Source organism: Enterobacter sp. 237C8, assembly GCF_034106865.1.
Lineage (GTDB): Bacteria > Pseudomonadota > Gammaproteobacteria > Enterobacterales > Enterobacteriaceae > Enterobacter > Enterobacter asburiae_B.
The window spans coordinates 17,854-41,068 of record NZ_JAWNDF010000001.1; the positions used below are offsets into that span (position 1 = coordinate 17,854).

Consider the following 23,215-nt stretch of genomic DNA (forward strand, 5'->3'; position numbering starts at 1 on the left):
AGGGGCGGGGTGAGGGGAAAATTTCACCCAACGCTAAACGGATCCGCATCCTGCCAGGCCGGAAACTTCTCGCGATACTCCTGCAGCGCCGTCAACGACAGCTCGGCATCAATGCGCGTCGCCTGATGCGGCTCGGCGGTGGCAATGATCTCGCCCTGCGGATTCACCACCCGGCTGTCGCCGCGGTAGTGATGCCCGTTGCCGTCGGTTCCCACGCGGTTACAGCCCACCACGTACGCCTGGTTCTCAATCGCGCGCGCTACCAGCAGCGACTGCCAGTGGAGGGAGCGCGGTGCAGGCCAGTTGGCAACATACAGCGCCAGGTCGTAATCGTTGCGGTTGCGCGACCACACCGGGAAGCGCAGGTCGTAGCAGACCAGCGGCAAAATACGCCAGCCGCGCCACTCGAACACCACGCGCTCGTGACCTGTTTCATAGTGATGATGCTCATCCGCCATGCGGAACAGGTGGCGTTTATCGTAAAAATGCACTTTCCCTTCCGGCTCCACCAGCAGGAAGCGGTTCACCGGCCCGCGATCCGTTTGCAGCGCAGCACTACCCGCGATCAGCGCGTTGGTCTGCTGTGCTTTGGCATGCATCCAGGCGACCACCTCATCCTGCGGCATTGACTGTTGTGCCGCTTCCATGGCGAAGCCGGTCGTGAACATCTCCGGCAGGACAATCACATCGCGCCCGGTAATCTCTTCCAGTTGACGATCAAAGTGGCGCAGGTTGGCGGGGCCATCCATCCACACTAAAGGTTGCTGCAAAATAGAAATCTTCAAACCAGGCACGATACAGACTCCTCAAAAGACCGCTTTTTGACACTGTAGCACGTCATTACGAGAAAATGTGGCAATAAAAAACCCCGCGCGAGGCGGGGTTTGTATAAGCGAAACGCGTTACGCCGCTTCAGGTTTGCGGTGCTTCTCCGGGAGCTTTACCGGCTGCGTCGCCAGCTCGTCCGGCTCGAAATCATCCACGTTAATGCTGCGCAGACGGCTCTCTTCGGCTTTCACCAGCAGAGCGGCTTCATCTTTATTGATAATGCCGCCGGCCAGCGCCTGTTTTGCCAGTTCGTCCAGACGGGTAAACGGCAGGTTTTTGCCCAGCTGTTTACAGATCTTCTGGTGAATCGGATCGGCAGCCATCACGTCCAGCAGCGCCTCTTCCAGCAGACCCACCGGGTTATGCGGCGTCGGCGTCAGATACTGACCACGACCGATACGGGAGCGGGTTGCGCTCGGTACCTGCAGGATCTTCGCCACCTTGTGGTCCAGCTTGTCGGACGGCGCCAGGTGGTGACGTCCGGTCGGGAAGATCACCGCGCGCAGAGCACCCGCCACGAAGCGGTTCGGGAAGTTCGCCAGCAGGTCGTCAATCGCCTGTTCAGCCTGATACATCGCATCCTGAACGCCCCAGTGCACCAGCGGCAGATCCGCTTCCTGACGGCCTTCGTCGTCGTAGCGCTTCAGGACCGCAGAGGCCAGGAAGATCTGGCTCAGCACATCCCCCAGACGGGCAGAGATACGCTCGCGACGCTTCAGGCTACCGCCCAACACCGCCATGGAGACGTCAGACAGCAGAGCCAGGTTGGCGCTCAGACGGTTCAGATGCTGGTAGTAACGTTTGGTCGCATCGCCGGTCGGCGTCGCGCTGGTAAGACCGCGCGTCAGGCCCAGCCAGAAGCTGCGCACCTTGTTGCTGCCCACGTGACCGATATGTTTGAACAGCAGCTTATCGAAGGCATCCACGTCGTTATTCTGCGCGGCAGCCATCTCTTCCAGCACGTACGGATGGCAGCGAATTGCGCCCTGACCAAAGATCATCATGCTGCGGGTCAGGATGTTTGCCCCTTCCACGGTGATGGCAATCGGTGCGCCCTGATAGCCGCGCGCCAGGAAGTTGCCTTCGCCGAGCATAATGCCTTTACCGCCCGCGATATCCATCGCGTCAATGATCGACTGCTGCGCGCGGTGGGTACAGTGGTACTTCACAATTGCGGACAGCACGGCCGGTTTTTCGCCCAGCATAATGCCGTAGGTAATCAGAGAAGCCGCGGCATCCATTACGTAGGCATTGCCCGCGATACGCGCCAGCGGCTCTTCGATACCTTCCATCTTGCCGATGGAGATTTTGAACTGACGGCGGATGTGGGCGTAAGCGCCAATCCCCATCGCGACCGACTTCAGACCGCCGGTTGAGTTCGACGGCAGGGTAATGCCGCGGCCCACGGACAGACATTCCACCAGCATGCGCCAGCCTTGACCGGCCATTTTCGGACCGCCGATGATGTAGTCAATCGGCACAAAGATGTCCTGACCGCGGGTCGGACCGTTCTGGAACGGCACGTTCAGCGGGAAGTGACGGCGACCAATTTCAACGCCTGGGGTAGAGGTTGGGATCAGCGCACAGGTAATGCCCAGATCTTCTTCGCCGCCCAGCAGTTTTTCCGGGTCAGAGAGCTTAAAGGCCAGACCCAGCACGGTGGCGATTGGCGCCAGGGTGATATAACGCTTGTTCCAGGTCAGGCGCATGCCCAGCACCTGCTCGCCCTGCCACTCGCCCATGCAGACTACGCCGGTATCCGGGATCGCGCCTGCATCGGAACCCGCTTCCGGGCTGGTCAGCGCGAAGCAAGGGATTTCCTGACCGCGTGCCAGACGCGGCAGGTAGTGATCTTTCTGCTCTTCGGTACCGTAATGCTGCAGCAGTTCACCCGGGCCTAAGGAGTTAGGCACGCCAACGGTAATCGCCAGGATCCCGGAGACGCCCGCCAGCTTTTGCAGGACGCGAGCCTGAGCGTAAGCGGAGAACTCCAGACCGCCGTACTCTTTCTTGATGATCATCGCGAAGAAGCGATGTTCTTTCAGATACGCCCACAGCTCTGGCGGCAGGTCGGCCATTTCATGGGTGATGGCAAAGTCGTTTGCCATGCGGCACGCTTCTTCCACCGGGCCGTCAATAAAGGCCTGCTCTTCAGCGGTCAGACGCGGCTGCGGATAGTTATGCAGCTTTTTCCAGTCCGGGTTGCCCTGGAATAGATCGCCTTCCCACCAGGTGGTGCCCGCGTCAATCGCTTCTTTTTCAGTACGCGACATGGGCGGCATCACTTTGCGAAAGCCCTTGAACACCGGCGCAGAGATCATTGATTTACGCATCGGGGCCAGGTTAAACGGCAAAAGGATGATGGCAAGAGGGACTAAAAGCCAGATATTCCAGAGACCTGCGACGCCAAGCGCAGCCGTCCAGGCCAGAAGAATCGGGCTGCTCAGGAATAAACTTACGCGGTGATAGAACAACACACCGAGCAGAACAACGGTTGCGAGAATGCTCAAAATCATCATAAAGAAAAGCTCCCTTTCTTGTAGGAGGTCTGACCACTTGTGATGATATGGTTGTAGTTGATGTTATTTCCTTTAGCAATGTGTTTACAAAATAATTACAACCTGGTTCACATTGTTCGCGTTTTAGCCGGCACAAAAAATCAAAACGCCGGACGTTTCGCATGGCTTTAGCTTCTCGCTTTTCCCGCTATCCGGTACACTCCACTGTGTTATTTCATCAATACTGAAGGATTATCCTCATGTACCAGGATCTTATTCGTAACGAACTGAACGAAGCGGCGGAAACGCTGGCGAACTTTCTGAAAGATGATGCCAATATTCACGCTATTCAGCGCGCAGCGGTCCTGCTGGCCGACAGCTTCAAAGCCGGTGGCAAAGTGCTTTCCTGCGGTAACGGCGGTTCCCACTGCGACGCTATGCACTTCGCAGAAGAGCTGACCGGACGCTATCGCGAAAACCGCCCGGGCTACCCGGCGATTGCGATTTCAGACGTGAGCCACATCTCCTGCGTAGGCAACGACTTCGGTTACGACCACATCTTCTCCCGCTACGTTGAAGCGGTAGGCCGTGAAGGCGACGTGCTGCTGGGGATCTCTACCTCAGGCAATTCCGGCAACGTGATCAAAGCGATCGCCGCCGCGCGTGAAAAAGGGATGAAAGTCATCACCCTGACCGGTAAAGATGGCGGTAAGATGGACGGTACGGCGGATGTCGAAATTCGCGTTCCGCACTTCGGTTATGCTGACCGTATTCAGGAAATTCACATCAAAGTGATCCACATCCTGATCCAGCTGATCGAAAAAGAGATGGTTAAGTAAGACTTCGCTGGGGGCACTCTTGCCCCCGCTGTTGTGGAGGTGACGTATGTGCGAACTGCTCGGGATGAGCGCCAATGTGCCAACCGATATCTGCTTTAGTTTCACCGGGCTGGTTCAGCGCGGTGGAGGAACCGGGCCGCATAAAGACGGCTGGGGCATCACCTTCTACGAAGGCAAAGGATGTCGCACGTTCAAAGATCCACAGCCCAGCTTTAACTCACCGATTGCCAAACTGGTTCAGGACTACCCGATCAAGTCCCGCTCGGTAATCGCCCACATCCGTCAGGCCAACCGTGGCGAAGTGGCGCTGGAAAATACCCATCCGTTTACCCGTGAACTGTGGGGCCGTAACTGGACCTATGCGCACAACGGGCAGCTCACGGGCTATAAGTCGCTGGAGACGGGCAATTTCCGCCCGGTCGGCGAGACGGACAGCGAAAAAGCCTTCTGCTGGCTGCTGCACAAGCTGACGGAGCGCTATCCCCGCACGCCCGGCAACATGACTGCCGTGTTCAAATACATCGCGACGCTGGCGTCTGAACTGCGTGAAAAAGGCGTGTTCAACATGCTGCTCTCTGATGGCCGCTATGTGATGGCGTTCTGCTCGACGAATCTGTTCTGGATCACCCGCCGTGCGCCGTTTGGCGTTGCGACGCTGCTCGATCAGGATGTGGAGATAGACTTTCAGAAGGAGACCACACCGAACGATGTGGTCACTGTTATCGCAACGCAGCCGCTGACGGGCAACGAAACCTGGCAAAAGATTATGCCAGGCGAGTGGGTGCTATTTTGTCTCGGGGACCGTGTAATTTGACGCCAGCTGTGGATGGACGACTTCGTGGCTCAGCGGTTTGCTGACCACGTAACGGCCATCGACGATAGAGACCACAGGTGGCTTGTGGGTCTGCTCAAAGTAGTCGTAACCCGGCTTCAGCTGTTTCCAGAAATCCGCGTAGTATGAGTACTTGTGACGCGTCATGTTGGCGTCCGTCATGCGGAACGGATAGATGCTGACCTGTACGTTAGGCTGCCCAAAGACCAGCGCGCCCGTCACGAACTGGAAAATCTCATCAATGCCGGAGTCGGTCATCGCATAACAGCCGATAGACACGCAGGCACCGTGGATCATCAGATATTTACCTTCATAACCGTGTGCACGGTCATAGGCATTCGGGAAGCCGATGTTAATGGCTTTATAGAAGCGGCTGTCAGGCTTGAGCTGGCTGCGCTGAACGTTGTAGAACCCTTCCGGACTTTTGAAGTCGCCCTGACGCTGTTTTGGCCCCAGTCCGCCGGAGTAGTTACAAATTTTGTAACTATCAAGCAGCTGATATGTCTCGCCCATTTTGACAAACAGATCGAGAGTGCGCTCTTCCTTGAAGATCTGAATATAAACCGGCGATCCCATTAACTGCTGTTTATATTCCTTGCTGACCGGCGTCGTTGAGCTATTACTGCTGAGCAGTCCGGCAAACGACATGCACGGCATCAGAAGCATCGCAATGAACAATGCGATTTTACGCATACTACTAGTTCCTTGATAAAACCATGACCAACTTGCCAGGACGGCAAAAGAGACCCGAAATCAGATTATTCTGTTAGGAGCGCTCACATTAGCACCGCTATAGATTTTCGCAAGAGCCGGGCGGTGAGTTTACAAATTAGTTTTACTTTATAAACCATCAAAATTGCGATGGCTCCAGGAACTTTGCGCATTAGCTCGCAATTTGGCGCGCGCGACGGCGGATTCCCTGCCCGCGGGAAGGGGAAAATGTTACACTTTGCGCCCACTGGATTGTTGTTCATGGAAACCTGCTAACCACATGTTTAAAATTAAAAAAGGACTTGATCTGCCGATTGCAGGCGTGCCAGCGCAGCACGTTTCGACAGGCGCAAGTGTCCGTCATGTCGCCATTTTGGGCGAAGACTACCTGGGTATGCGTCCTTCAATGCTGGTACAGGAGGGCGATCGCGTTATCAAAGGGCAGGCGCTCTTTGAGGACAAAAAAAATCCCGGCGTGATGTTCACGGCCCCCGCGAGCGGCACCGTTGTGGCCATCAACCGTGGCGAACGACGCGTTCTGCAGTCGGTGGTTATCCGCATTGAAGGCGATGAACAGCGTGAATTTGCCCATTACGACGCCGCAGAGCTCGCGTCGCTGAACCGTGACGCCGTTCAGACTCAACTGCTGGCGTCCGGTTTATGGACCGCGTTTCGTACGCGTCCCTTCAGCAAAACCCCTGTTCCGGGCACTGAGCCGGCCGCGATTTTCGTCACGGCTATCGACACCAACCCGCTCAGCGTGGACCCGGAACCGGTTATCCTGGCGCAGCGAAAAGCTTTTGATGCAGGACTCACTATTCTAACCCGCCTCACGCCCGGAAAAGTGCACGTTTGTCAGGCCGGCGGCGGCAAGCCTGGCGGCCATCCGCTGGGGCAGGTCACGTTTAATGAATTTTCTGGCCCGCATCCGGCGGGGCTGGTCGGGACGCACATCCATTTCCTTGAGCCAGTCAGCCTGACGAAACAGGTCTGGCACCTTAACTATCAGGACGTCATCGCCATCGGTAAGCTCTTTACTACGGGTGAACTCTGCGCTGAACGGATAATCGCCATCGGCGGACCGCAGGCTGCAAATCCGCGCCTGGTGAAGACGCTGCTGGGTGCTGACATCAATGAACTGCTGGTGGGGGAAACGAAAGAGGGCGAAAACCGCCTGATTTCCGGCTCGGTCCTCAGCGGCCGCCATGCGGCCAATGCGCACGCGTACCTGGGACGCTTCCATTTGCAGGTCAGCATTGTGCAGGAAGGGCGGGAGAAAGAGCTGTTTGGCTGGGTTCTGCCAGGCGCGGAAAAATACTCCGTCACCCGCACCACGCTGGGCCATTTCCTGCGTAATAAGCTGTTTAGCTTCTCAACCAGCACGCACGGCGGCGAGCGCGCCATGGTCCCGATTGGCAACTACGAGCGCGTCATGCCGCTGGATATTCTGCCCACCGTGCTGTTGCGCGATCTCCTTGCAGGCGACACCGACGGCGCGCAGGCGCTGGGCTGTCTTGAGCTTGACGAAGAAGATCTGGCGCTCTGTACCTATGTCTGTCCGGGAAAATACGAATATGGACCGGTATTGCGCGAGGTGTTAACCCGCATTGAGCAGGAAGGATAACCGATGGGCTTAAAACACCTCTTTGAAAAAATTGAGCCGCACTTTACCGAAGGGAAGCTCAAAAAGTACTACCCGTTATATGAAGCAACGACGACCATTTTCTACACCCCGGGGCTGGTGACGAAAGGGGCGGCGCACGTTCGCGATGCTATCGACCTGAAACGCATGATGATCCTGGTGTGGTTTGCGGTCTTCCCTGCGATGTTCTGGGGAATGTACAACGTCGGCCTGCAGACCATTCCGGCACTGCACCACATGTACGATGCACAGCAGCTGGCGCAGGTGATCCAGGCCGACTGGCACTACCGTCTGGCCCAGTCGTTAGGGGTGAGCTTCGCCGCAGACGCGGGCTGGCTGAGCATGATGACGCTGGGCGCGGTGTTCTTCCTGCCGATTTACATCACGGTATTTGTCGTGGGCGGCTTCTGGGAAGTGCTGTTTGCCATCATCCGTAAACATGAGATCAACGAAGGCTTCTTCGTGACCTCTATTCTGTTTGCCCTGATTGTTCCCCCGACGCTACCGCTCTGGCAGGCGGCGCTTGGCATCAGCTTCGGCGTGGTGATTGCCAAAGAGATCTTCGGCGGCACCGGGCGGAACTTCCTCAACCCGGCGCTGGCGGGACGCGCGTTTCTGTTCTTTGCTTATCCGGCGCAAATATCGGGCGACCTGGTGTGGACGGCGGCAGACGGTTTTTCCGGCGCGACGCCGCTTTCACAGTGGGCGGCACACGGCGGCGAAACGCTGGTTAACAACGCGACGGGTCAGCCAGTCACCTGGTTTGATGCCTTTATTGGCAACATTCCGGGCTCCATCGGAGAAGTCTCCACGCTGATGATTTTGCTTGGCGGCGCGATCATTCTTTTTGGTCGCGTGGCCTCCTGGCGGATCGTTGCGGGCGTGATGATCGGCATGGTGCTGACCGCCACCCTGTTCAACGTTATCGGTTCGACCACCAATCCGATGTTCTCCATGCCCTGGTACTGGCATCTGGTGCTGGGTGGCTTCGCGTTCGGCATGATGTTCATGGCGACGGACCCCGTCTCTGCCTCGTTTACAGACAAAGGTAAATGGAGTTATGGCGTGCTCATTGGCGCGATGTGTGTCCTGATCCGCGTGGTCAACCCGGCGTACCCGGAAGGGATGATGTTGGCCATTCTGTTTGCCAACCTGTTTGCGCCGCTCTTCGATTACCTGGTGGTGCGGGCCAATATCAAGCGGAGGAAGGCGCGTGGCTGAGGTTAAAAATAACGACAGCATCAGCAAAACGCTGCTGGTGGTGCTGGTGCTCTGTCTGGTCTGTTCTATTGTCGTGGCCGGCTCTGCCGTGGGGTTAAAACCCCTGCAGCAGGAGCAACGTGCGCTGGATAAACAGCGCAACATCCTGGCCGTCGCCGGGCTGATGCAGGAAGGAATGAGCGCGGACGACGTTTCGGCCGTCTTTGCTGAACGTATTTCGGCGCGTCTGGTGGATTTAAAAACGGGTGAACTGCTGGATAAAGACCCGGCAAAATTCAACCAGGCGCTGGCGCTGAAAGATCCGCAGATGAGCCTGACGCTGGAGGCATCGCAAGATCCCGCCGGGATTAAGCGTCGCAGCAACCTGGCCGAAATCTATCTGGTTCGCGATCCCCAAAAACGCATTCAGGAAGTGGTACTGCCTGTTTACGGTAACGGTCTGTGGTCAATGATGTATGCCTTTGTGGCCCTTGATACCGATGGCCGCACGGTCAAAGGCATTACGTATTACGACCAGGGCGAAACGCCGGGGCTGGGTGGCGAAGTTGAAAACCCTAACTGGCGGGCACAGTTTGTCGGCAAGAAAGTGCTCGACGATAACGGCCTGCCTGCGCTGAAGGTGATGAAAGGGGCGGCACGTCCCGGTGACGACTACGCCGTTGACGGGCTTTCCGGCGCCACGCTCACCTCAAAAGGCGTGCAGCACAGTTTTGATTTCTGGATGGGCGAGCTGGGCTTTGGTCCTTTCCTGAAAAACGTACGTGAAGGAGCGCTGAACAATGGCTGATACCGGTGAACTGAAAGAAGTTAAAAAGGTGCTCATTGGCCCACTGTTAGCCAATAACCCGATCACGCTCCAGGTGCTGGGTGTCTGTTCTGCTCTGGCGGTGACGACCAAGCTGGAAACGGCGGTGGTAATGACGCTGGCGGTCACGCTGGTCACGGCGTTCTCCAGCATGTTTATCTCGATGATCCGCCACCATATCCCCAACAGCGTGAGGATCATCGTACAGATGGCGATCATCGCCTCTCTGGTGATCGTGGTCGATCAGCTGCTGCGCGCCTTTGCCTATGAAACCTCCAAACAGCTCTCGGTGTTTGTCGGGCTGATTATCACCAACTGTATCGTCATGGGGCGTGCGGAAGCCTACGCCATGAAAATGCCGCCGCTGGCGAGCTTTATGGACGGCATCGGCAACGGCCTGGGCTACGGCGTGATCCTGCTGACCGTTGGGTTCCTGCGCGAGCTGATTGGCAGCGGCAAGCTGTTTGGCATCACGGTGCTGGACACGGTGCAGAACGGCGGCTGGTATCTGCCAAACGGCCTGTTCCTGCTGGCCCCTAGCGCGTTTTTCATTATCGGTTTGTTGATCTGGCTGATTCGTACGCTGAAGCCAGAACAGCAGGAAAAGGAGTAACCGACGATGGCTCATTACCTGAGTTTGTTTGTGCGGGCGGTGTTTGTTGAAAACATGGCGCTCGCGTTTTTCCTCGGCATGTGTACGTTTCTTGCGGTTTCCAAAAAAGTGTCGACGGCATTTGGTCTCGGTATCGCGGTTACCGTGGTGCTCGGCCTATCTGTACCAATTAACAATCTGGTGTACAACTTTGTGCTGCGGGACGGCGCGCTGGTGGAAGGGGTTGATCTCAGCTTCCTGAACTTCATCACCTTTATCGGGGTGATCGCGGCGCTGGTGCAAATCCTCGAGATGATCCTCGATAAGTATTTCCCGTCGCTCTACAACGCGCTGGGGATCTTCCTGCCGCTGATCGCGGTGAACTGCGCCATCTTTGGCGGCGTCTCGTTTATGGTTCAGCGTGATTACAACTTCAGCGAATCCGTGGTGTACGGTTTTGGTTCCGGCATCGGCTGGATGCTGGCGATTGTCACCATGGCGGGGATCCGCGAGAAAATGAAATATGCCAACGTGCCTGCGGGTCTGCGTGGCTTGGGGATCACCTTTATCACCACCGGGCTGATGGCGCTGGGCTTTATGTCTTTCTCCGGTGTGCAGCTATAAGGGCAAACAGATGGAAATTATCCTTGGCGTGGTGATGTTCACGCTGATTGTACTGGTGCTGTCAGGGCTTATTCTGGCGGCGCGCGCGAAGCTGGTAAATTCCGGCGACGTGGTCATTGATATTAACGACGAGCCGCAGAATCAGATCCGCACGCCGGCGGGAGACAAGCTGCTCAACACGCTCTCCGGTAACGGCATTTTTGTCTCCTCAGCCTGCGGCGGCGGCGGTTCCTGCGGGCAGTGCCGCGTGACGGTAAAAGAGGGCGGCGGCGATATTCTGCCAACCGAACTGGCGCATATCACAAAGCGTGAGGCAAAAGAGGGCTGTCGTCTGGCCTGCCAGGTCGCGGTGCGCCAGAACATGAAGATTGAGCTGCCGGAAGAGATCTTCGGCGTCAAAAAATGGGAGTGCGAGGTTATCTCTAATGATAACAAAGCCACCTTTATAAAAGAGCTGAAGCTGCGGGTGCCGGAAGGCGAGCATGTCCCGTTCCGCGCCGGAGGCTACATTCAGATCGAGTGCCCGGAGCACGCTGTGGCCTATGCGGACTTTGACGTGCCGCATGAGTACCGCGCCGACTGGGACAAATTCAATCTCTTCCGCTTTGTATCTGAGGTGAAAGAGCCGACGCTGCGCGCCTACTCGATGGCCAACTACCCGGAAGAGAAGGGCATTATCATGCTCAACGTGCGTATCGCCACGCCGCCACCGAATGTGCCGGACGCGCCGCCGGGCGTGATGTCGTCATACATTTGGTCCCTGAAGCCTGGCGATAAGGTGACGATCTCCGGCCCGTTTGGGGAGTTCTTCGCGAAAGATACCGATGCTGAAATGGTCTTTATCGGCGGCGGTGCCGGTATGGCCCCGATGCGCTCGCACATCTTCGACCAGCTCAAGCGGCTGGGTAGCCAGCGTAAGATCAGCTTCTGGTACGGGGCGCGCTCGCTGCGCGAGATGTTCTATGAAGATGAGTTTGAACAGCTGGCGCGTGAAAACCCGAACTTCACCTTCCATGTGGCGCTTTCCGATCCGCAGCCGGAAGATAACTGGACGGGCTATACGGGGTTCATCCACAACGTGCTGTATGAAAACTACCTTAAACAGCACCCGGCGCCTGAGGACTGCGAGTTCTATATGTGTGGTCCGCCGATGATGAACGCCGCCGTGATTAAGATGCTGAAAGATCTCGGTGTCGAAGATGAGAACATCATGCTCGATGACTTTGGAGGCTGATGATGCTGACGTTTCTGGCAACCTTTGTGGTTTTTGTGCTTGTCGTCTTCGGCATGTCGTTAGGCTGGATCGTTAAGCGGAAAAGCATTCAGGGCAGCTGCGGCGGTATTTCCTCTATTGGGATGGAAAAGGTTTGCGACTGCCCGGAGCCGTGCGATGCGCGGAAAAAAAGAATGGCCCGCGAGCAGCAGCGCATTATTTAGTCGTGTAGGTCGGGTAAGGCGAAGCCGCCACCCGACAATTCCCACACACACTTCTCAACCCTCATTTATTTACTGTATACTTATCCAGTGATGAGTGAGGGCTTACTATGCGCAAAATAATCCATGTCGATATGGACTGCTTTTTTGCCGCAGTGGAGATGCGTGACAACCCGGCGCTGCGGGATATTCCCATCGCCATTGGCGGCAGCCGCGTTCAGCGTGGTGTCATCAGCACCGCCAACTATCCTGCGCGCAAATTTGGCGTGCGCAGCGCGATGCCAACGGCGATGGCCTTAAAGCTTTGCCCTCATCTCACGCTTCTGCCCGGCCGGTTTGAAGCCTATAAAGAGGCTTCCCTCCATATTCGGGAAATCTTCTCCCGCTATACCTCTCTGATAGAGCCGCTGTCGCTGGACGAAGCCTATCTGGATGTGACCGACAGCGTGCACTGCCACGGCTCCGCCACGCTGATGGCGCAGGAGATCCGCCAGACGATTTTCAACGAGCTGAATCTGACGGCATCGGCGGGCGTCGCGCCCGTTAAATTCCTCGCCAAAATTGCCTCCGATTTAAATAAGCCCAACGGTCAGTACGTCATCACGCCTGACGAGGTGCCGGCGTTTTTGAAAACGCTGCCGCTCGGCAAAATACCCGGCGTGGGAAAAGTCTCCGCCGCAAAGCTGGAAAGCATGGGGCTACGGACCTGCGAAGACGTGCAGCGAAGCGATCTCGCTATGCTGCTCAAGCGCTTCGGGAAGTTTGGCCGCGTGCTGTGGGAGCGCAGCCAGGGAATTGACGATCGCGATGTGAACAGCGAGCGGCTGCGGAAATCCGTCGGCGTTGAGCGCACCCTCATTGAAGATATTCATGACTGGTCCGAATGCGAAACCATTATCACGGAACAGCTTTACCCGGAGCTGGAACGACGCTTAAGCAAGGTGAAGCCGGATCTGCTCATTGCCCGTCAGGGCATCAAGCTTAAATTCAACGACTTCCAGCAGACCACGCAGGAACACGTCTGGCCGCGTCTGAATAAAGACGATCTTATCGCGACGGCGAAAAAGGCATGGGAAGAGCGCCGGGGCGGGCGAGGGGTGAGGCTGGTGGGGTTGCACGTTACGCTGCTGGATCCGCAGCTAGAGCGCCAGCTGGTTCTGGGGTTGTAAAAAAGCCCGGTGGCGCTACGCTTACCGGGCCTACGTTTTTCACCCTCTCCCTGTGGGAGAGGGCTGGGGTGAGGGTATTACTTAACTGGGATCGCTTTCAGCAGCTCAGTCAGCAGCGTCCAGTAGTGACCGACGCTTTCGATATGAACCTGCTCATCCGGCGAGTGCGGGCCGGTAATGGTTGGCCCGATGGACACCATATCCATATCCGGATACGGTTTCTTGAACAGACCACATTCCAGACCGGCGTGGATCACCTGAATGTTCGGCGTGCTGTTGAACAGACGCTGATAGGTTTCACGCACCAGCGCCATCACCGGAGAACTTGCATCCGGCTGCCAGCCCGGGTAGCTGCCTTTTGCAGACGTTTTCGCGCCCGCCAGCGTGCCCAGAGATTCCAGCATGCTCACCACGTACTCTTTACCGCTGTCGATAAGCGAGCGGATCAGGCAGATGATTTCCGCGCTGTCGTCGCTCATGGTCACCACGCCCACGTTCAGCGAGGTTTCCACCACGCCTTTCGCCACGTCAGAGTTGCGGATCACGCCGTTTGGCGTCGCGTTCAGCAGCTGAACGAAGGTGTCACGAGACTGCGCGGTCAGCGCGTCTTTATCCGTAGATACGGATTCCAGCACCACGGTCAGGTTTTTCTCTTTCGCCGACAGTTCGTTTTTCAGGATATCCAGATATACGGTGGAGAGTTTTTTCAGCTCGTCCGCTTTTGCTGCGGGAACCGCTACGGTGGCGAAGGCTTCACGCGGGATCGCGTTACGCAGGGTACCGCCGTTGAAGTCCACCAGACGCAGATCCAGCTCGGCAGCATGGCCTGCCAGGAAGCGCGCCAGCAGCTTGTTGGCGTTACCCAGACCCAGGTGAATATCGCCGCCGGAGTGGCCGCCTTTCAGCCCTTTCAGCGTCAGCTTGAAGGTCTGGAAGCCAGCAGGAATCGCTTCGCGCGAGAGCGGCAGGGTAGAGATGAAATCAATCCCGCCCGCGCAGCCCATGTAGATCTCGCCTTCTTCTTCAGAGTCGGTGTTGATCAGGATGTCCGCCTTCAGCCAGTTCGCCTGCAGACCGAACGCGCCGTCCATGCCCGCTTCTTCGGTCATGGTCAGCAGCACTTCCAGCGGACCGTGTTCAACGCTGTCGTCGGCCAGCACGGCCAGCGCAGAGGCCATACCGATGCCGTTATCCGCACCCAGCGTGGTGCCGCGTGCTTTCACCCAGTCGCCGTCGATGTACGGTTGAATCGGGTCTTTGGTGAAGTCGTGAACGGTGTCGTTGTTCTTCTGTGGCACCATGTCCAGGTGCGCCTGCAGCACAACCGGTTTGCGGTTTTCCATGCCTGCGGTAGCCGGTTTGCGGATCAGAATGTTGCCAACCTGGTCACGTTCAGCATGCAGACCTTTTTCCTTCGCCCAGCCCATAATATGTTCGGCAAGCTGTTCTTCGTGGTAGGAAGGGTGTGGAATGGAGCAGATTTTCGCAAAAATATCCCACAGCGGCTGCGGAGATAATTGAGACAGTTCAGACACGATAAGTCTCCTTGTCGAGGCGCTGCAAACAGGGTTGCAGGTCACAGGGTTAGCAGGTTAATAGTTACCACAAGTCAGGCTTGCGAGATGAAACTGAGAATACCACTTTCTCTGCTGGCTGGTAGCATAAAGCATGTAAAAACTCAGGCAGAGGGCGCTAAACACTGGTTTTTAGTGCGTCAGATCTCTATAATCTCGCGCAACCTATTTCCCCCTCGAACACTTTTTAAGCCGTATAAAAACAGGCTGGGACACTTCACATGAGCGAAAAATACGTCGTCACCTGGGACATGTTGCAGATTCACGCACGCAAACTGGCTGCGCGTCTGATGCCTTCCGAACAGTGGAAAGGCATTATTGCCGTCAGCCGTGGCGGTCTGGTACCGGGGGCGCTGCTGGCACGTGAGCTGGGTATTCGTCATGTCGATACCGTTTGCATCTCCAGCTATGACCATGACAACCAGCGCGAGCTGACCGTGCTGAAACGTGCGGAAGGCGACGGTGAAGGCTTCATCGTTATTGATGACCTGGTAGATACCGGTGGTACTGCGGTCGCTATCCGCGAAATGTATCCGAAAGCGCATTTCGTCACTATCTTCGCGAAGCCTGCTGGCCGCCCGCTGGTTGACGATTACGTGATTGATATCCCGCAGGACACCTGGATTGAACAGCCATGGGATATGGGCGTGGTCTTCGTACCGCCTATTTCAGGCCGTTAATACCAGTACGTAACTTTACACGCCCGACTATGTCGGGCGTTGTTCTTTTTGGCCTGCCACGCGTTACAATAGTCTCTATACGACGTATTCATGGAGGCAACGCAATGACGCAGGCGAATCTCACCGAGACTCTCTTCAAACCCCGTTTCAAACACCCTGAAACGTCGACGCTGGTGCGTCGCTTCAATCCGGGTACCCAGCCTGCCGTCCAGTCCGCGTTAGACGGAAAAAACGTGCCTCACTGGTATCGCATGATTAACCGCCTGATGTGGATCTGGCGCGGTATCGACCCCCGTGAAATCCTCGATGTGCAGGCACGTATCGTGATGAGTGAAGCCGAACGTACCGACAGCGAACTCTACGATACGGTGGTGGGCTACCGTGGTGGAAACTGGATCTACGAGTGGTCTAAACAGGCGATGCTCTGGCAGCAAAAGGCCAGCCAGGAAGAGGATGCCACGCGCAGCGGCAAGCACTGGCTGCACGCCGCTAATCTTTACGGCATTGCCGCGTACCCACATTTAAAAGGGGATGAACTGGCAGAGCAGGCTCAGGCGCTGGCGAATCGCGCCTATCAGGAGGCGGCTCAACGTCTGCCGGGCCGGATGCGTGAACTTGAGTTCACCATTGCAGGGGGCGCGTCCGTTACCGGGTTCCTGCATATGCCTGAAGGTGAAGGTCCGTTCCCGACCGTGCTGATGTGTGGGGGGCTGGATTCGCTGCAAATTGATTATTACAGCCTGTATGAGCGTTACTTCGCACCAAAAGGGATCGCGATGCTGACGCTTGATATGCCTTCAATTGGTTTTTCATCCAAATGGAAACTGACTCAGGATTCCAGCCTGCTGCATCAGCATGCGCTCAAAGCGCTGGAAAACATTCCGTGGGTTGACCACACCCGCGTGGCGGCATTTGGCTTCCGTTTCGGCGCGAACGTCGCGGTGCGTCTGGCTTATCTTGAATCTTCTCGTCTGAAAGCCGTCGCCTGCCTCGGCCCGGTCGTACACGCTCTGCTCAGCGATCCTGCACGCCAGGGGAGCGTACCTGAAATGTACCTTGATGTGCTGGCCAGCCGTCTTGGCATGCATGATGCATCAGACGAAGCGCTGCGCGTTGAGCTCAATCGTTACTCGTTAAAAACGCAGGGGTTGCTGGGACGTCGCTGCCCAACACCAATGCTGTCAGGGTTCTGGAAAAACGATCCGTTCAGCCCGGAAGAAGAGTCGCGATTAATCACTTCGTCATCTGCGGATGGCAAATTGCTTGAGGTGCCGTTCAGCCCGGTCTATCAGAATTTCGACAAATCACTGAAAGAGATTACGCGCTGGATCGCTCAGAGATTGTGTTAATAGATTGCTAAATTTCGCTGGTTTGGTAAAACAGTGGCTTCACAAAAGGAGATCGCAATGACGTTACCGAGTGGACACCCGAAAAGTAGACTGATTAAGAAGTTTATGGCTCTCGGCCCGTATATTCGAGAAGAGCAGTGTGAAGAGAATCGCTTTTTTTTCGACTGCCTGGCTGTATGCGTCAACGTGAAGCCTGCACCCGAAAAACGTGAATTCTGGGGCTGGTGGATGGAAATGGAAGCAGAGGAAAAACGCTTTACGTATAGCTACCAGTTTGGCCTGTTTAATAAAGACGGCAACTGGCAGGCGACCACGATTAAAGATCAGGAAGTGATTGACCGCCTGGAATATACGCTAAAAGAGTTTCACGATAAGGCACGCGCACTGCTGGCCACCCTGGATCTCAAGTTCGAACCCGCGGATGACTTTTCCAGCGAAGCGGTGAAGCTGACTGCCTGATGGTGTCACAGCGCCGGGTGGCGGCTTCGCCTTACCCGGCCTACAAATTCTCCCTCTCCCTGTGGGAGAGGGGCGGGGAGAGGGCACCAGACCGCATTAATCCCGACAATAAAAAAACCGGCATCAAGCCGGTTTTTTTTATTTCACATTATCAGAACTGGTAGGTCATACCTACAGCAACGATGTCATCGCTGCTCACGCCCAGTTTATTTTTGTCGTCAATCTGGTTGATTTTATAATCAACAAAGGTGGACATATTTTTGTTGAAGTAATAGGTCGCGCCAACGTCAATATATTTCACCAGATCTTCGTCGCCAATACCTTCGATATCTTTGCCTTTAGACTGGACATAGCCCAGGGACGGGCGCAGACCAAAGTCGAATTGATATTGTGCGACAACTTCAAAGTTCTGCGCTTTATTTGCAAAGCCGCCGGAAATTGGCGTCATATTGCGGGTTTCAGAATACATTGCAGCCAGATAAATATCGTTCGCATCATATTTCAGACCGGTTGCCCAGGCTTCTGCTTTCTGACCCTGGCCACGCGCCAGCAGGTTCTGAGCATTGGTGCGGTCAGAGTTGGTGTAGGCGCCGCTGACGGCGAAATCGCTGCCGCCGAAGTCATAGGTCAGAGAGGTACCAAAACCGTCACCGTTCTGTTTTTTGGCGTCACGGTTTTCGTTTTTGCCCTGGTACTGCAGCGTCATATCCAGACCGTCAACCGCGCCGAAGAAATCGGTGTTACGGTAGGTGGCCAAGCCGGTAGCACGCTTGGTCATGAAGTTATCGGTCTGCGCGGAAGAGTCGCCGCCGAACTCAGGGAACATATCGGTCCATGCTTCGACGTCATACAGGGCGCCCAGGTTACGACCATAATCCAGTGAACCAAAGTTTTTCAGCTTCAGGCCCGCAAACGCCAGACGCGTTTTCTGAGTAGAGTCGCTCTCGGCTTTGTTACCTGCAAATTCAGATTCCCAACGGCCATAGCCCGTCAGCTGATCGTTAATCTGCGTTTCGCCTTTAAAACCGAAACGAACGTAAGTCTGATCGCCATCTTTGGTGGCATCATCACTGATGTAGTGCATGGCTTTCACTTTGCCGTACACATCCAGTTTATTACCATCTTTATTATAAACTTCAGCTGCGTGAACGGATGCAGAAGCCACTACGCCCATAACCATTAATGCCAGAGTGCTCTTTTTCATTTTCGATCCTGTCTTATAAACGCGCTAAAAAATTCGCTGGACGATAAGCTCATGCTTAAGTCCCGTGAAAAAACAGGAAGGGTTTTATCGTTCTGGAATGAAACTTTTATGACAAACTAAGAATAATTTTAAAAAACTGTGATTTATTATTTCGGTAATAAAATTGTCAAAATTTCCCGCTAGGCTTCCTGATCCCGCGCAACAAAGTGTTTCGCGATGTGCTAAGGCAGTTGGCAACGGGGCTGACTCCTGTTAAAACGTTCGTTCGACATTACTTTCCCTTATCGTTGAACGGCAGAGAATCATGAGTGACAGCCAGACGCTGGTGGTAAAACTCGGTACCAGTGTTTTAACAGGCGGATCGCGCCGCCTAAATCGCGCCCACATTGTTGAGCTTGTACGTCAGTGCGCTCAGCTACATGCCGCAGGGCATCGTATTGTGATTGTGACCTCCGGGGCGATTGCCGCCGGGCGTGAACACCTGGGTTACCCCGAACTCCCCGCGACGATCGCTTCCAAGCAGCTGCTGGCCGCCGTGGGGCAAAGCCGACTCATTCAACTCTGGGAACAGTTGTTCTCCATCTATGGCATTCACGTCGGGCAGATGCTGCTGACGCGTGCGGATATGGAAGACAGAGAGCGCTTCCTGAACGCCCGCGATACCCTGCGCGCGCTGCTGGACAACAACATTGTTCCGGTCATTAACGAGAACGATGCCGTTGCTACCGCTGAAATCAAAGTGGGTGATAACGATAACCTCTCGGCGCTGGCCGCGATTCTGGCCGGTGCCGATAAATTACTGCTTCTGACCGATCAGCAGGGGCTGTTCACCGCCGACCCGCGCTCGAATCCGGAAGCCGAGCTGATTACCGACGTTCAAGGCATCGACGATGCGCTGCGCGCTATCGCCGGTGACAGCGTTTCAGGCCTCGGAACGGGCGGTATGGGGACCAAGCTGCAGGCCGCTGACGTCGCATGCCGCGCCGGTATCGACACCATCATTGCGGCGGGCAGCCGCCCCGGCGTGATTGGCGACGTAATGGAAGGCATCTCCGTCGGCACCCGCTTCCACGCCCAGGAATCCCCGCTGGAAAACCGCAAGCGCTGGATATTTGGCGCGCCTCCTGCTGGCGAACTCGTTGTCGATGAAGGGGCAACCGCCGCGATTCTGGAACGAGGAAGTTCATTGCTTCCTAAAGGAATTAAAAGCGTGACAGGCAACTTCTCCCGTGGTGAAGTGATCCGTATCCGTAACCTCGAAGGTCGCGACATCGCCCACGGCGTAAGCCGTTACAACAGCGACGCGCTGCGCCGCATCGCGGGTCACCACTCGCAGCAGATCGACGCCATTCTGGGCTATGAATATGGCCCGGTTGCCGTGCATCGCGATGACATGATTATTCGTTAAGGAGCCAGAACATGCTGGAACAAATGGGCGCTGCCGCGAAGGCTGCCTCTTACAAACTGGCGCTCCTTTCCAGCCGCGAGAAAAACCGCGTGCTGGAAAAAATCGCTGATTATCTTGAATCCCAGTCTCAGGAAATTTTGCTCGCCAACGAGCAGGATCTGCTGGAAGCGCGTCGCAACGGCTTGAGCGAAGCGATGCTCGACCGTCTGGCGCTGAACCCGGCACGCCTGAAAGGCATCGCCGACGATGTGCGTCAGGTCTGCAATCTGGCCGACCCGGTAGGGCAGGTGATCGACGGCGGGCTGCTCGACAGCGGTTTACGCCTGGAGCGCCGTCGCGTGCCGCTCGGCGTCATTGGCGTTATTTATGAAGCTCGTCCAAACGTGACGGTTGATGTTGCCTCCCTGTGCCTGAAAACCGGTAACGCCGCTATTCTGCGCGGTGGGAAAGAGACCTGGCGCACCAACGCCGCCACGGTGAAAGTCATTCAGCAGGCGCTGGAAGAGTTTGGCTTACCGGCGGGGGCCGTACAGGCGATCGAGAGCCCAGACCGCGCGCTGGTCAACGAAATGCTGCGCATGGACAAATATATCGACATGCTGATCCCACGCGGTGGCGCGGGCCTGCACAAGCTGTGCCGCGAGCAGTCGACGATTCCGGTGATCACTGGCGGTATCGGCGTGTGCCATATCGTGGTGGACGACAGCGCGGAGATTGAACCGGCGCTGAAGATAATCGTTAACGCGAAAACCCAGCGTCCAAGCACCTGTAACACCGTAGAAACGCTGCTGGTGCATCAGGATATTGCGAACAGCTTCCTGCCGGCCCTGAGCAAACAGATGGCAGAGAGCGGCGTGACGCTGCATGCTGATGCCAGCGCGCTCGCACTGCTGAAGGATGGCTCGGCTAACGTTGTTCCCGTCAAAGCGGAGCAGTACGACGATGAGTTCCTGTCACTGGATCTGAACGTGAAAATCGTTGCCGATCTCGACGACGCCATTGCGCACATTCGTGAACACGGCACGCAGCATTCTGACGCGATCCTGACGCGTACCCTGCGCAATGCCGATCGCTTCGTGAAAGAAGTGGATTCTTCAGCGGTATATGTGAATGCCTCCACCCGCTTCACCGACGGCGGCCAGTTCGGCCTCGGCGCTGAGGTGGCGGTCAGCACGCAGAAACTGCACGCGCGCGGCCCGATGGGGCTGGAAGCGCTGACCACGTACAAGTGGATCGGCTTCGGTGACGATACGATTCGTGCGTAAATAATCACGGGTGATGCAAAAATAGCCGTTTGATTCAAAAGGGCATTGACGCATCACCCGGATAGATCTAACCTTTTGCCCCGTGGTTACGCTCGTAACCGGCCTCTCAGGGCCGATATAGCTCAGTTGGTAGAGCAGCGCATTCGTAATGCGAAGGTCGTAGGTTCGACTCCTATTATCGGCACCATTCTAACGTCTCCCCAAGTCTACTAAAGTTCACTGAAACCCCTTATACTCTGCGCTTTACAGCCCCTTTCAGTATTTCTACGTCTACTAAAGTTCCCTGAAATCTACGGTCGTTTGGGGGTACTTATGGGGGTATATGCTGTTCGGTCTAGAGGAGGTACCCCCAAGTGAAACTAAACGCCCGGCAGGTGGATGCCGCCAAACCTAAAGATAAGCCTTACAAGCTGGCTGATGGTGGTGGTTTGTATCTCCTGATTAAACCTAATGGCGGCAAATACTGGCGGCTCAAGTATCGTGTAGCCGGCAAAGAGAAGCTGTTAGCGCTTGGTGTGTATCCTGAAGTCACATTGGCCGATGCTCGGGCAAAACGTGAAGAAGCGAAAAGGGGTATCGCTGGGGGTATCGATCCTATGGAAGCGAAACGGGAGGAGAAGATTGCCCGTGAAATTCAGTTAAACAACACCTTCAAAGATATTGCCCATGAATGGCACAGCAGCAAACTAAAAAAATGGTCTGCTGGTTATGCTTCAGACATCCTCGAAGCCTTCAATAAAGATGTGTTCCCATACATTGGCAAAAAACCAATAGCCGAAATCAAACCGCTTGAACTGTTGAATGTGCTACGGCGCATTGAGGGGCGCGGCGCTACCGAAAAGGCAAGAAAAGTTAGGCAGCGCTGTGGGGAAGTTTTCCGTTACGCAATAGTCACCGGTCGAGCTGAGTATAACCCCGCCCCGGATCTCACCAGCGCGATGCAAGGGCACGAGTCCAATCATTTTCCTTTCCTCACACCTAAAGAATTGCCTGATTTCTTCAATGCGTTGTCAGGATATTCAGGAAGCGAGTTAGTAGTTTTGGCTGCTCGTTTGCTGATTATCACCGGATTGCGTCCCGGCGAACTCCGTGGGGCATTTTGGGATGAAATCAATATCAGTAAGGCGGTCTGGGAAATACCCGCCTCACGCATGAAAATGCGTCGCCCTCATGTGGTGCCATTGTCCAGGCAAGCTCTTACGCTTATTGGTCAGATCCAAGAGCTAACAGGCAATTACCCGCTTGTGTTCCCAGGCCGTAACGATCCGCGAAAAACAATGAGTGAAGCCAGCATAAACCAAGTCTTTAAGCGGATTGGCTATAACGGAAAAGTCACCGGGCACGGTTTCCGGCACACCATGAGTACCATCCTGCACGAACAGGGCTACAACACCGCGTGGATTGAAACGCAGCTGGCACACGTCGACAAAAACTCTATACGAGGAACGTACAACCACGCTCAGTATCTGGATGGCCGCCGCGAAATGCTCCAGTGGTATGCCGACTATATGGAGGCGTTGGAAAACGGCGAAAATGTAGTGCACGGAACGTTTGGGAAAAGAGCTTAACTGTATGTATAGACAGTGTTAATTGACAGTAGTAGACTTCTGTAGACGAACAATAATTAGGCATTGTCTAGGCTGATCACCGAAAACCCGCGCACCTCTGCGGGCTGGCAATGCCACCAGATAGAGGACGCGAGGTGGCGTATGCTTAATCCAGCAGTAGAGCTCAAAGCAAAAAAACAGCAGTTTATAAGCATTAGGGAATTGATTGCTCGAATTGAGGCAAAATTCCCTGATATGACAAGGGATCAAATCGCAAATTGGATAATCATTAAACTTGATGAAGAACAAGAATACGCGCCGAGTCTATTAATACAAGACTCTCGTGGAATCACCAGACGACCAACCTTCGGTGATCCTTCTTTTAGTGCCTATGAAATGCTTAGCAGTGTTATGGCAAACCCTACTATGGATGAACCTCCTTACGAGGGATGGACTCCATCTATGACACAAGATGGCCAAGAGCAAACCTCTAGCTCTTCAGATCTCAATTTTCATGATGATATTCCATTTTAA

22 protein-coding genes and 1 tRNA gene are annotated in these 23,215 nt (G+C 55.4%); 18 read left to right on the top strand and 5 right to left on the bottom strand.

Features of this window, described 5'->3' with window-relative positions; translation table 11 throughout:
- Positions 1 to 23: 23 nt before the first annotated feature.
- Together USF70_RS00105 and fadE are read right to left on the bottom strand one after the other, a co-directional pair.
- Positions 24 to 794: an amidohydrolase gene (locus tag USF70_RS00105; protein WP_320735143.1), complete on the bottom strand. Its 771-nt coding sequence runs from the start codon at positions 792 to 794 to the stop codon at positions 24 to 26.
- Between the two features lie 108 nt (positions 795 to 902).
- The gene (fadE, locus tag USF70_RS00110; protein ID WP_320735144.1) at positions 903 to 3,347 is read right to left on the bottom strand and encodes an acyl-CoA dehydrogenase FadE; all 2,445 of its coding nucleotides are present in this window, start codon (positions 3,345 to 3,347) and stop codon (positions 903 to 905) included.
- A 239-nt stretch (positions 3,348 to 3,586) separates the two neighbouring features.
- On the opposite strand from fadE, the gene lpcA reads away from it, so the two are divergent.
- Both lpcA and USF70_RS00120 read left to right on the top strand, forming a co-directional pair.
- A complete protein-coding gene (lpcA, locus tag USF70_RS00115; RefSeq protein ID WP_010427884.1) occupies positions 3,587 to 4,165 on the top strand; it encodes a D-sedoheptulose 7-phosphate isomerase in 579 nt (192 codons plus the stop codon).
- 46 nt (positions 4,166 to 4,211) lie between these two features.
- Entirely contained in the window at positions 4,212 to 4,979 is a 768-nt protein-coding gene (locus tag USF70_RS00120) for a class II glutamine amidotransferase (protein WP_023310496.1), read from the top strand.
- Here the strand turns inward: USF70_RS00120 and dpaA are convergent.
- A complete protein-coding gene (gene dpaA, locus USF70_RS00125; RefSeq protein ID WP_033144698.1) occupies positions 4,950 to 5,690 on the bottom strand; it encodes a peptidoglycan meso-diaminopimelic acid protein amidase in 741 nt (246 codons plus the stop codon). The two genes, USF70_RS00120 and dpaA, sit on opposite strands and share 30 nt — an antisense overlap.
- A 298-nt stretch (positions 5,691 to 5,988) precedes the next feature.
- On the opposite strand from dpaA, the gene USF70_RS00130 reads away from it, so the two are divergent.
- From USF70_RS00130 to dinB, 8 genes are all read left to right on the top strand, one after another.
- On the top strand, positions 5,989 to 7,332 hold the full coding sequence (locus USF70_RS00130; protein ID WP_087822954.1) for a Na(+)-translocating NADH-quinone reductase subunit A: 1,344 nt from the start codon (positions 5,989 to 5,991) through the stop codon (positions 7,330 to 7,332).
- Positions 7,333 to 7,335: 3 nt separating this feature from the next.
- A complete protein-coding gene (locus USF70_RS00135; RefSeq protein WP_246947070.1) occupies positions 7,336 to 8,571 on the top strand; it encodes an NADH:ubiquinone reductase (Na(+)-transporting) subunit B in 1,236 nt (411 codons plus the stop codon).
- A complete protein-coding gene (locus USF70_RS00140) occupies positions 8,564 to 9,358 on the top strand; it encodes a Na(+)-translocating NADH-quinone reductase subunit C (protein ID WP_033144700.1) in 795 nt (264 codons plus the stop codon). The genes USF70_RS00135 and USF70_RS00140 overlap by 8 nt, the downstream gene beginning before the upstream one ends.
- Entirely contained in the window at positions 9,351 to 9,989 is a 639-nt protein-coding gene (locus tag USF70_RS00145) for an NADH:ubiquinone reductase (Na(+)-transporting) subunit D (protein ID WP_014882676.1), read from the top strand. The genes USF70_RS00140 and USF70_RS00145 overlap by 8 nt, the downstream gene beginning before the upstream one ends.
- A 6-nt stretch (positions 9,990 to 9,995) precedes the next feature.
- Positions 9,996 to 10,592: an NADH:ubiquinone reductase (Na(+)-transporting) subunit E gene (nqrE, locus tag USF70_RS00150; RefSeq protein ID WP_008500255.1), complete on the top strand. Its 597-nt coding sequence runs from the start codon at positions 9,996 to 9,998 to the stop codon at positions 10,590 to 10,592.
- 10 nt (positions 10,593 to 10,602) lie between these two features.
- Complete coding sequence (nqrF, locus tag USF70_RS00155; protein ID WP_048979301.1) at positions 10,603 to 11,826, top strand: NADH:ubiquinone reductase (Na(+)-transporting) subunit F; 1,224 nt, start codon at positions 10,603 to 10,605, stop codon at positions 11,824 to 11,826.
- Positions 11,826 to 12,029, top strand: coding sequence for a (Na+)-NQR maturation NqrM (gene nqrM, locus USF70_RS00160; protein ID WP_058842155.1), 204 nt, complete (start codon positions 11,826 to 11,828; stop codon positions 12,027 to 12,029). Before nqrF ends, nqrM begins: the two co-directional genes overlap by 1 nt.
- Positions 12,030 to 12,136: 107 nt before the next feature.
- Positions 12,137 to 13,195 carry a DNA polymerase IV gene (gene dinB / locus USF70_RS00165; RefSeq protein ID WP_023334616.1) on the top strand — a complete coding sequence of 353 codons (1,059 nt, stop codon included), beginning with the start codon at positions 12,137 to 12,139 and terminating at the stop codon, positions 13,193 to 13,195.
- A 77-nt stretch (positions 13,196 to 13,272) separates the two neighbouring features.
- Here the strand turns inward: dinB and pepD are convergent, their stop codons facing one another.
- Entirely contained in the window at positions 13,273 to 14,730 is a 1,458-nt protein-coding gene (gene pepD, locus USF70_RS00170; RefSeq protein WP_320735145.1) for a cytosol nonspecific dipeptidase, read from the bottom strand.
- A 260-nt stretch (positions 14,731 to 14,990) separates the two neighbouring features.
- Between pepD and gpt the strand changes: the two genes are divergently transcribed.
- From gpt to crl, 3 genes are all read left to right on the top strand, one after another.
- The gene (gpt, locus tag USF70_RS00175; RefSeq protein ID WP_010427903.1) at positions 14,991 to 15,449 is read left to right on the top strand and encodes a xanthine phosphoribosyltransferase; all 459 of its coding nucleotides are present in this window, start codon (positions 14,991 to 14,993) and stop codon (positions 15,447 to 15,449) included.
- A gap of 104 nt (positions 15,450 to 15,553) precedes the next feature.
- Positions 15,554 to 16,798, top strand: coding sequence for an esterase FrsA (gene frsA, locus USF70_RS00180; RefSeq protein WP_048976530.1), 1,245 nt, complete (start codon positions 15,554 to 15,556; stop codon positions 16,796 to 16,798).
- A 57-nt stretch (positions 16,799 to 16,855) separates the two neighbouring features.
- Positions 16,856 to 17,257, top strand: coding sequence for a sigma factor-binding protein Crl (crl, locus tag USF70_RS00185; RefSeq protein WP_023310506.1), 402 nt, complete (start codon positions 16,856 to 16,858; stop codon positions 17,255 to 17,257).
- A gap of 151 nt (positions 17,258 to 17,408) precedes the next feature.
- Here crl and phoE read toward each other — a convergent pair whose 3' ends face one another.
- Positions 17,409 to 18,461: a phosphoporin PhoE gene (gene phoE / locus USF70_RS00190; RefSeq protein WP_033144705.1), complete on the bottom strand. Its 1,053-nt coding sequence runs from the start codon at positions 18,459 to 18,461 to the stop codon at positions 17,409 to 17,411.
- A gap of 304 nt (positions 18,462 to 18,765) precedes the next feature.
- Here phoE and proB point away from each other — a divergent pair, with 304 nt between their 5' ends.
- The 5 genes from proB to USF70_RS00215 all read left to right on the top strand — a co-directional run bounded on the left by proB (position 18,766) and on the right by USF70_RS00215 (position 23,215).
- Positions 18,766 to 19,869, top strand: coding sequence for a glutamate 5-kinase (gene proB, locus USF70_RS00195; RefSeq protein ID WP_023310508.1), 1,104 nt, complete (start codon positions 18,766 to 18,768; stop codon positions 19,867 to 19,869).
- A gap of 11 nt (positions 19,870 to 19,880) precedes the next feature.
- Complete coding sequence (gene proA / locus USF70_RS00200) at positions 19,881 to 21,134, top strand: glutamate-5-semialdehyde dehydrogenase (RefSeq protein WP_320735146.1); 1,254 nt, start codon at positions 19,881 to 19,883, stop codon at positions 21,132 to 21,134.
- 111 nt (positions 21,135 to 21,245) lie between these two features.
- A tRNA-Thr gene (locus USF70_RS00205) sits at positions 21,246 to 21,321 on the top strand.
- A gap of 166 nt (positions 21,322 to 21,487) precedes the next feature.
- Positions 21,488 to 22,702 (top strand): tyrosine-type recombinase/integrase, encoded by a 1,215-nt coding sequence (locus USF70_RS00210; protein WP_320735147.1) that lies wholly within the window; start codon positions 21,488 to 21,490, stop codon positions 22,700 to 22,702.
- Positions 22,703 to 22,843: 141 nt separating this feature from the next.
- The gene (locus USF70_RS00215; protein ID WP_248248773.1) at positions 22,844 to 23,215 is read left to right on the top strand and encodes a hypothetical protein; all 372 of its coding nucleotides are present in this window, start codon (positions 22,844 to 22,846) and stop codon (positions 23,213 to 23,215) included.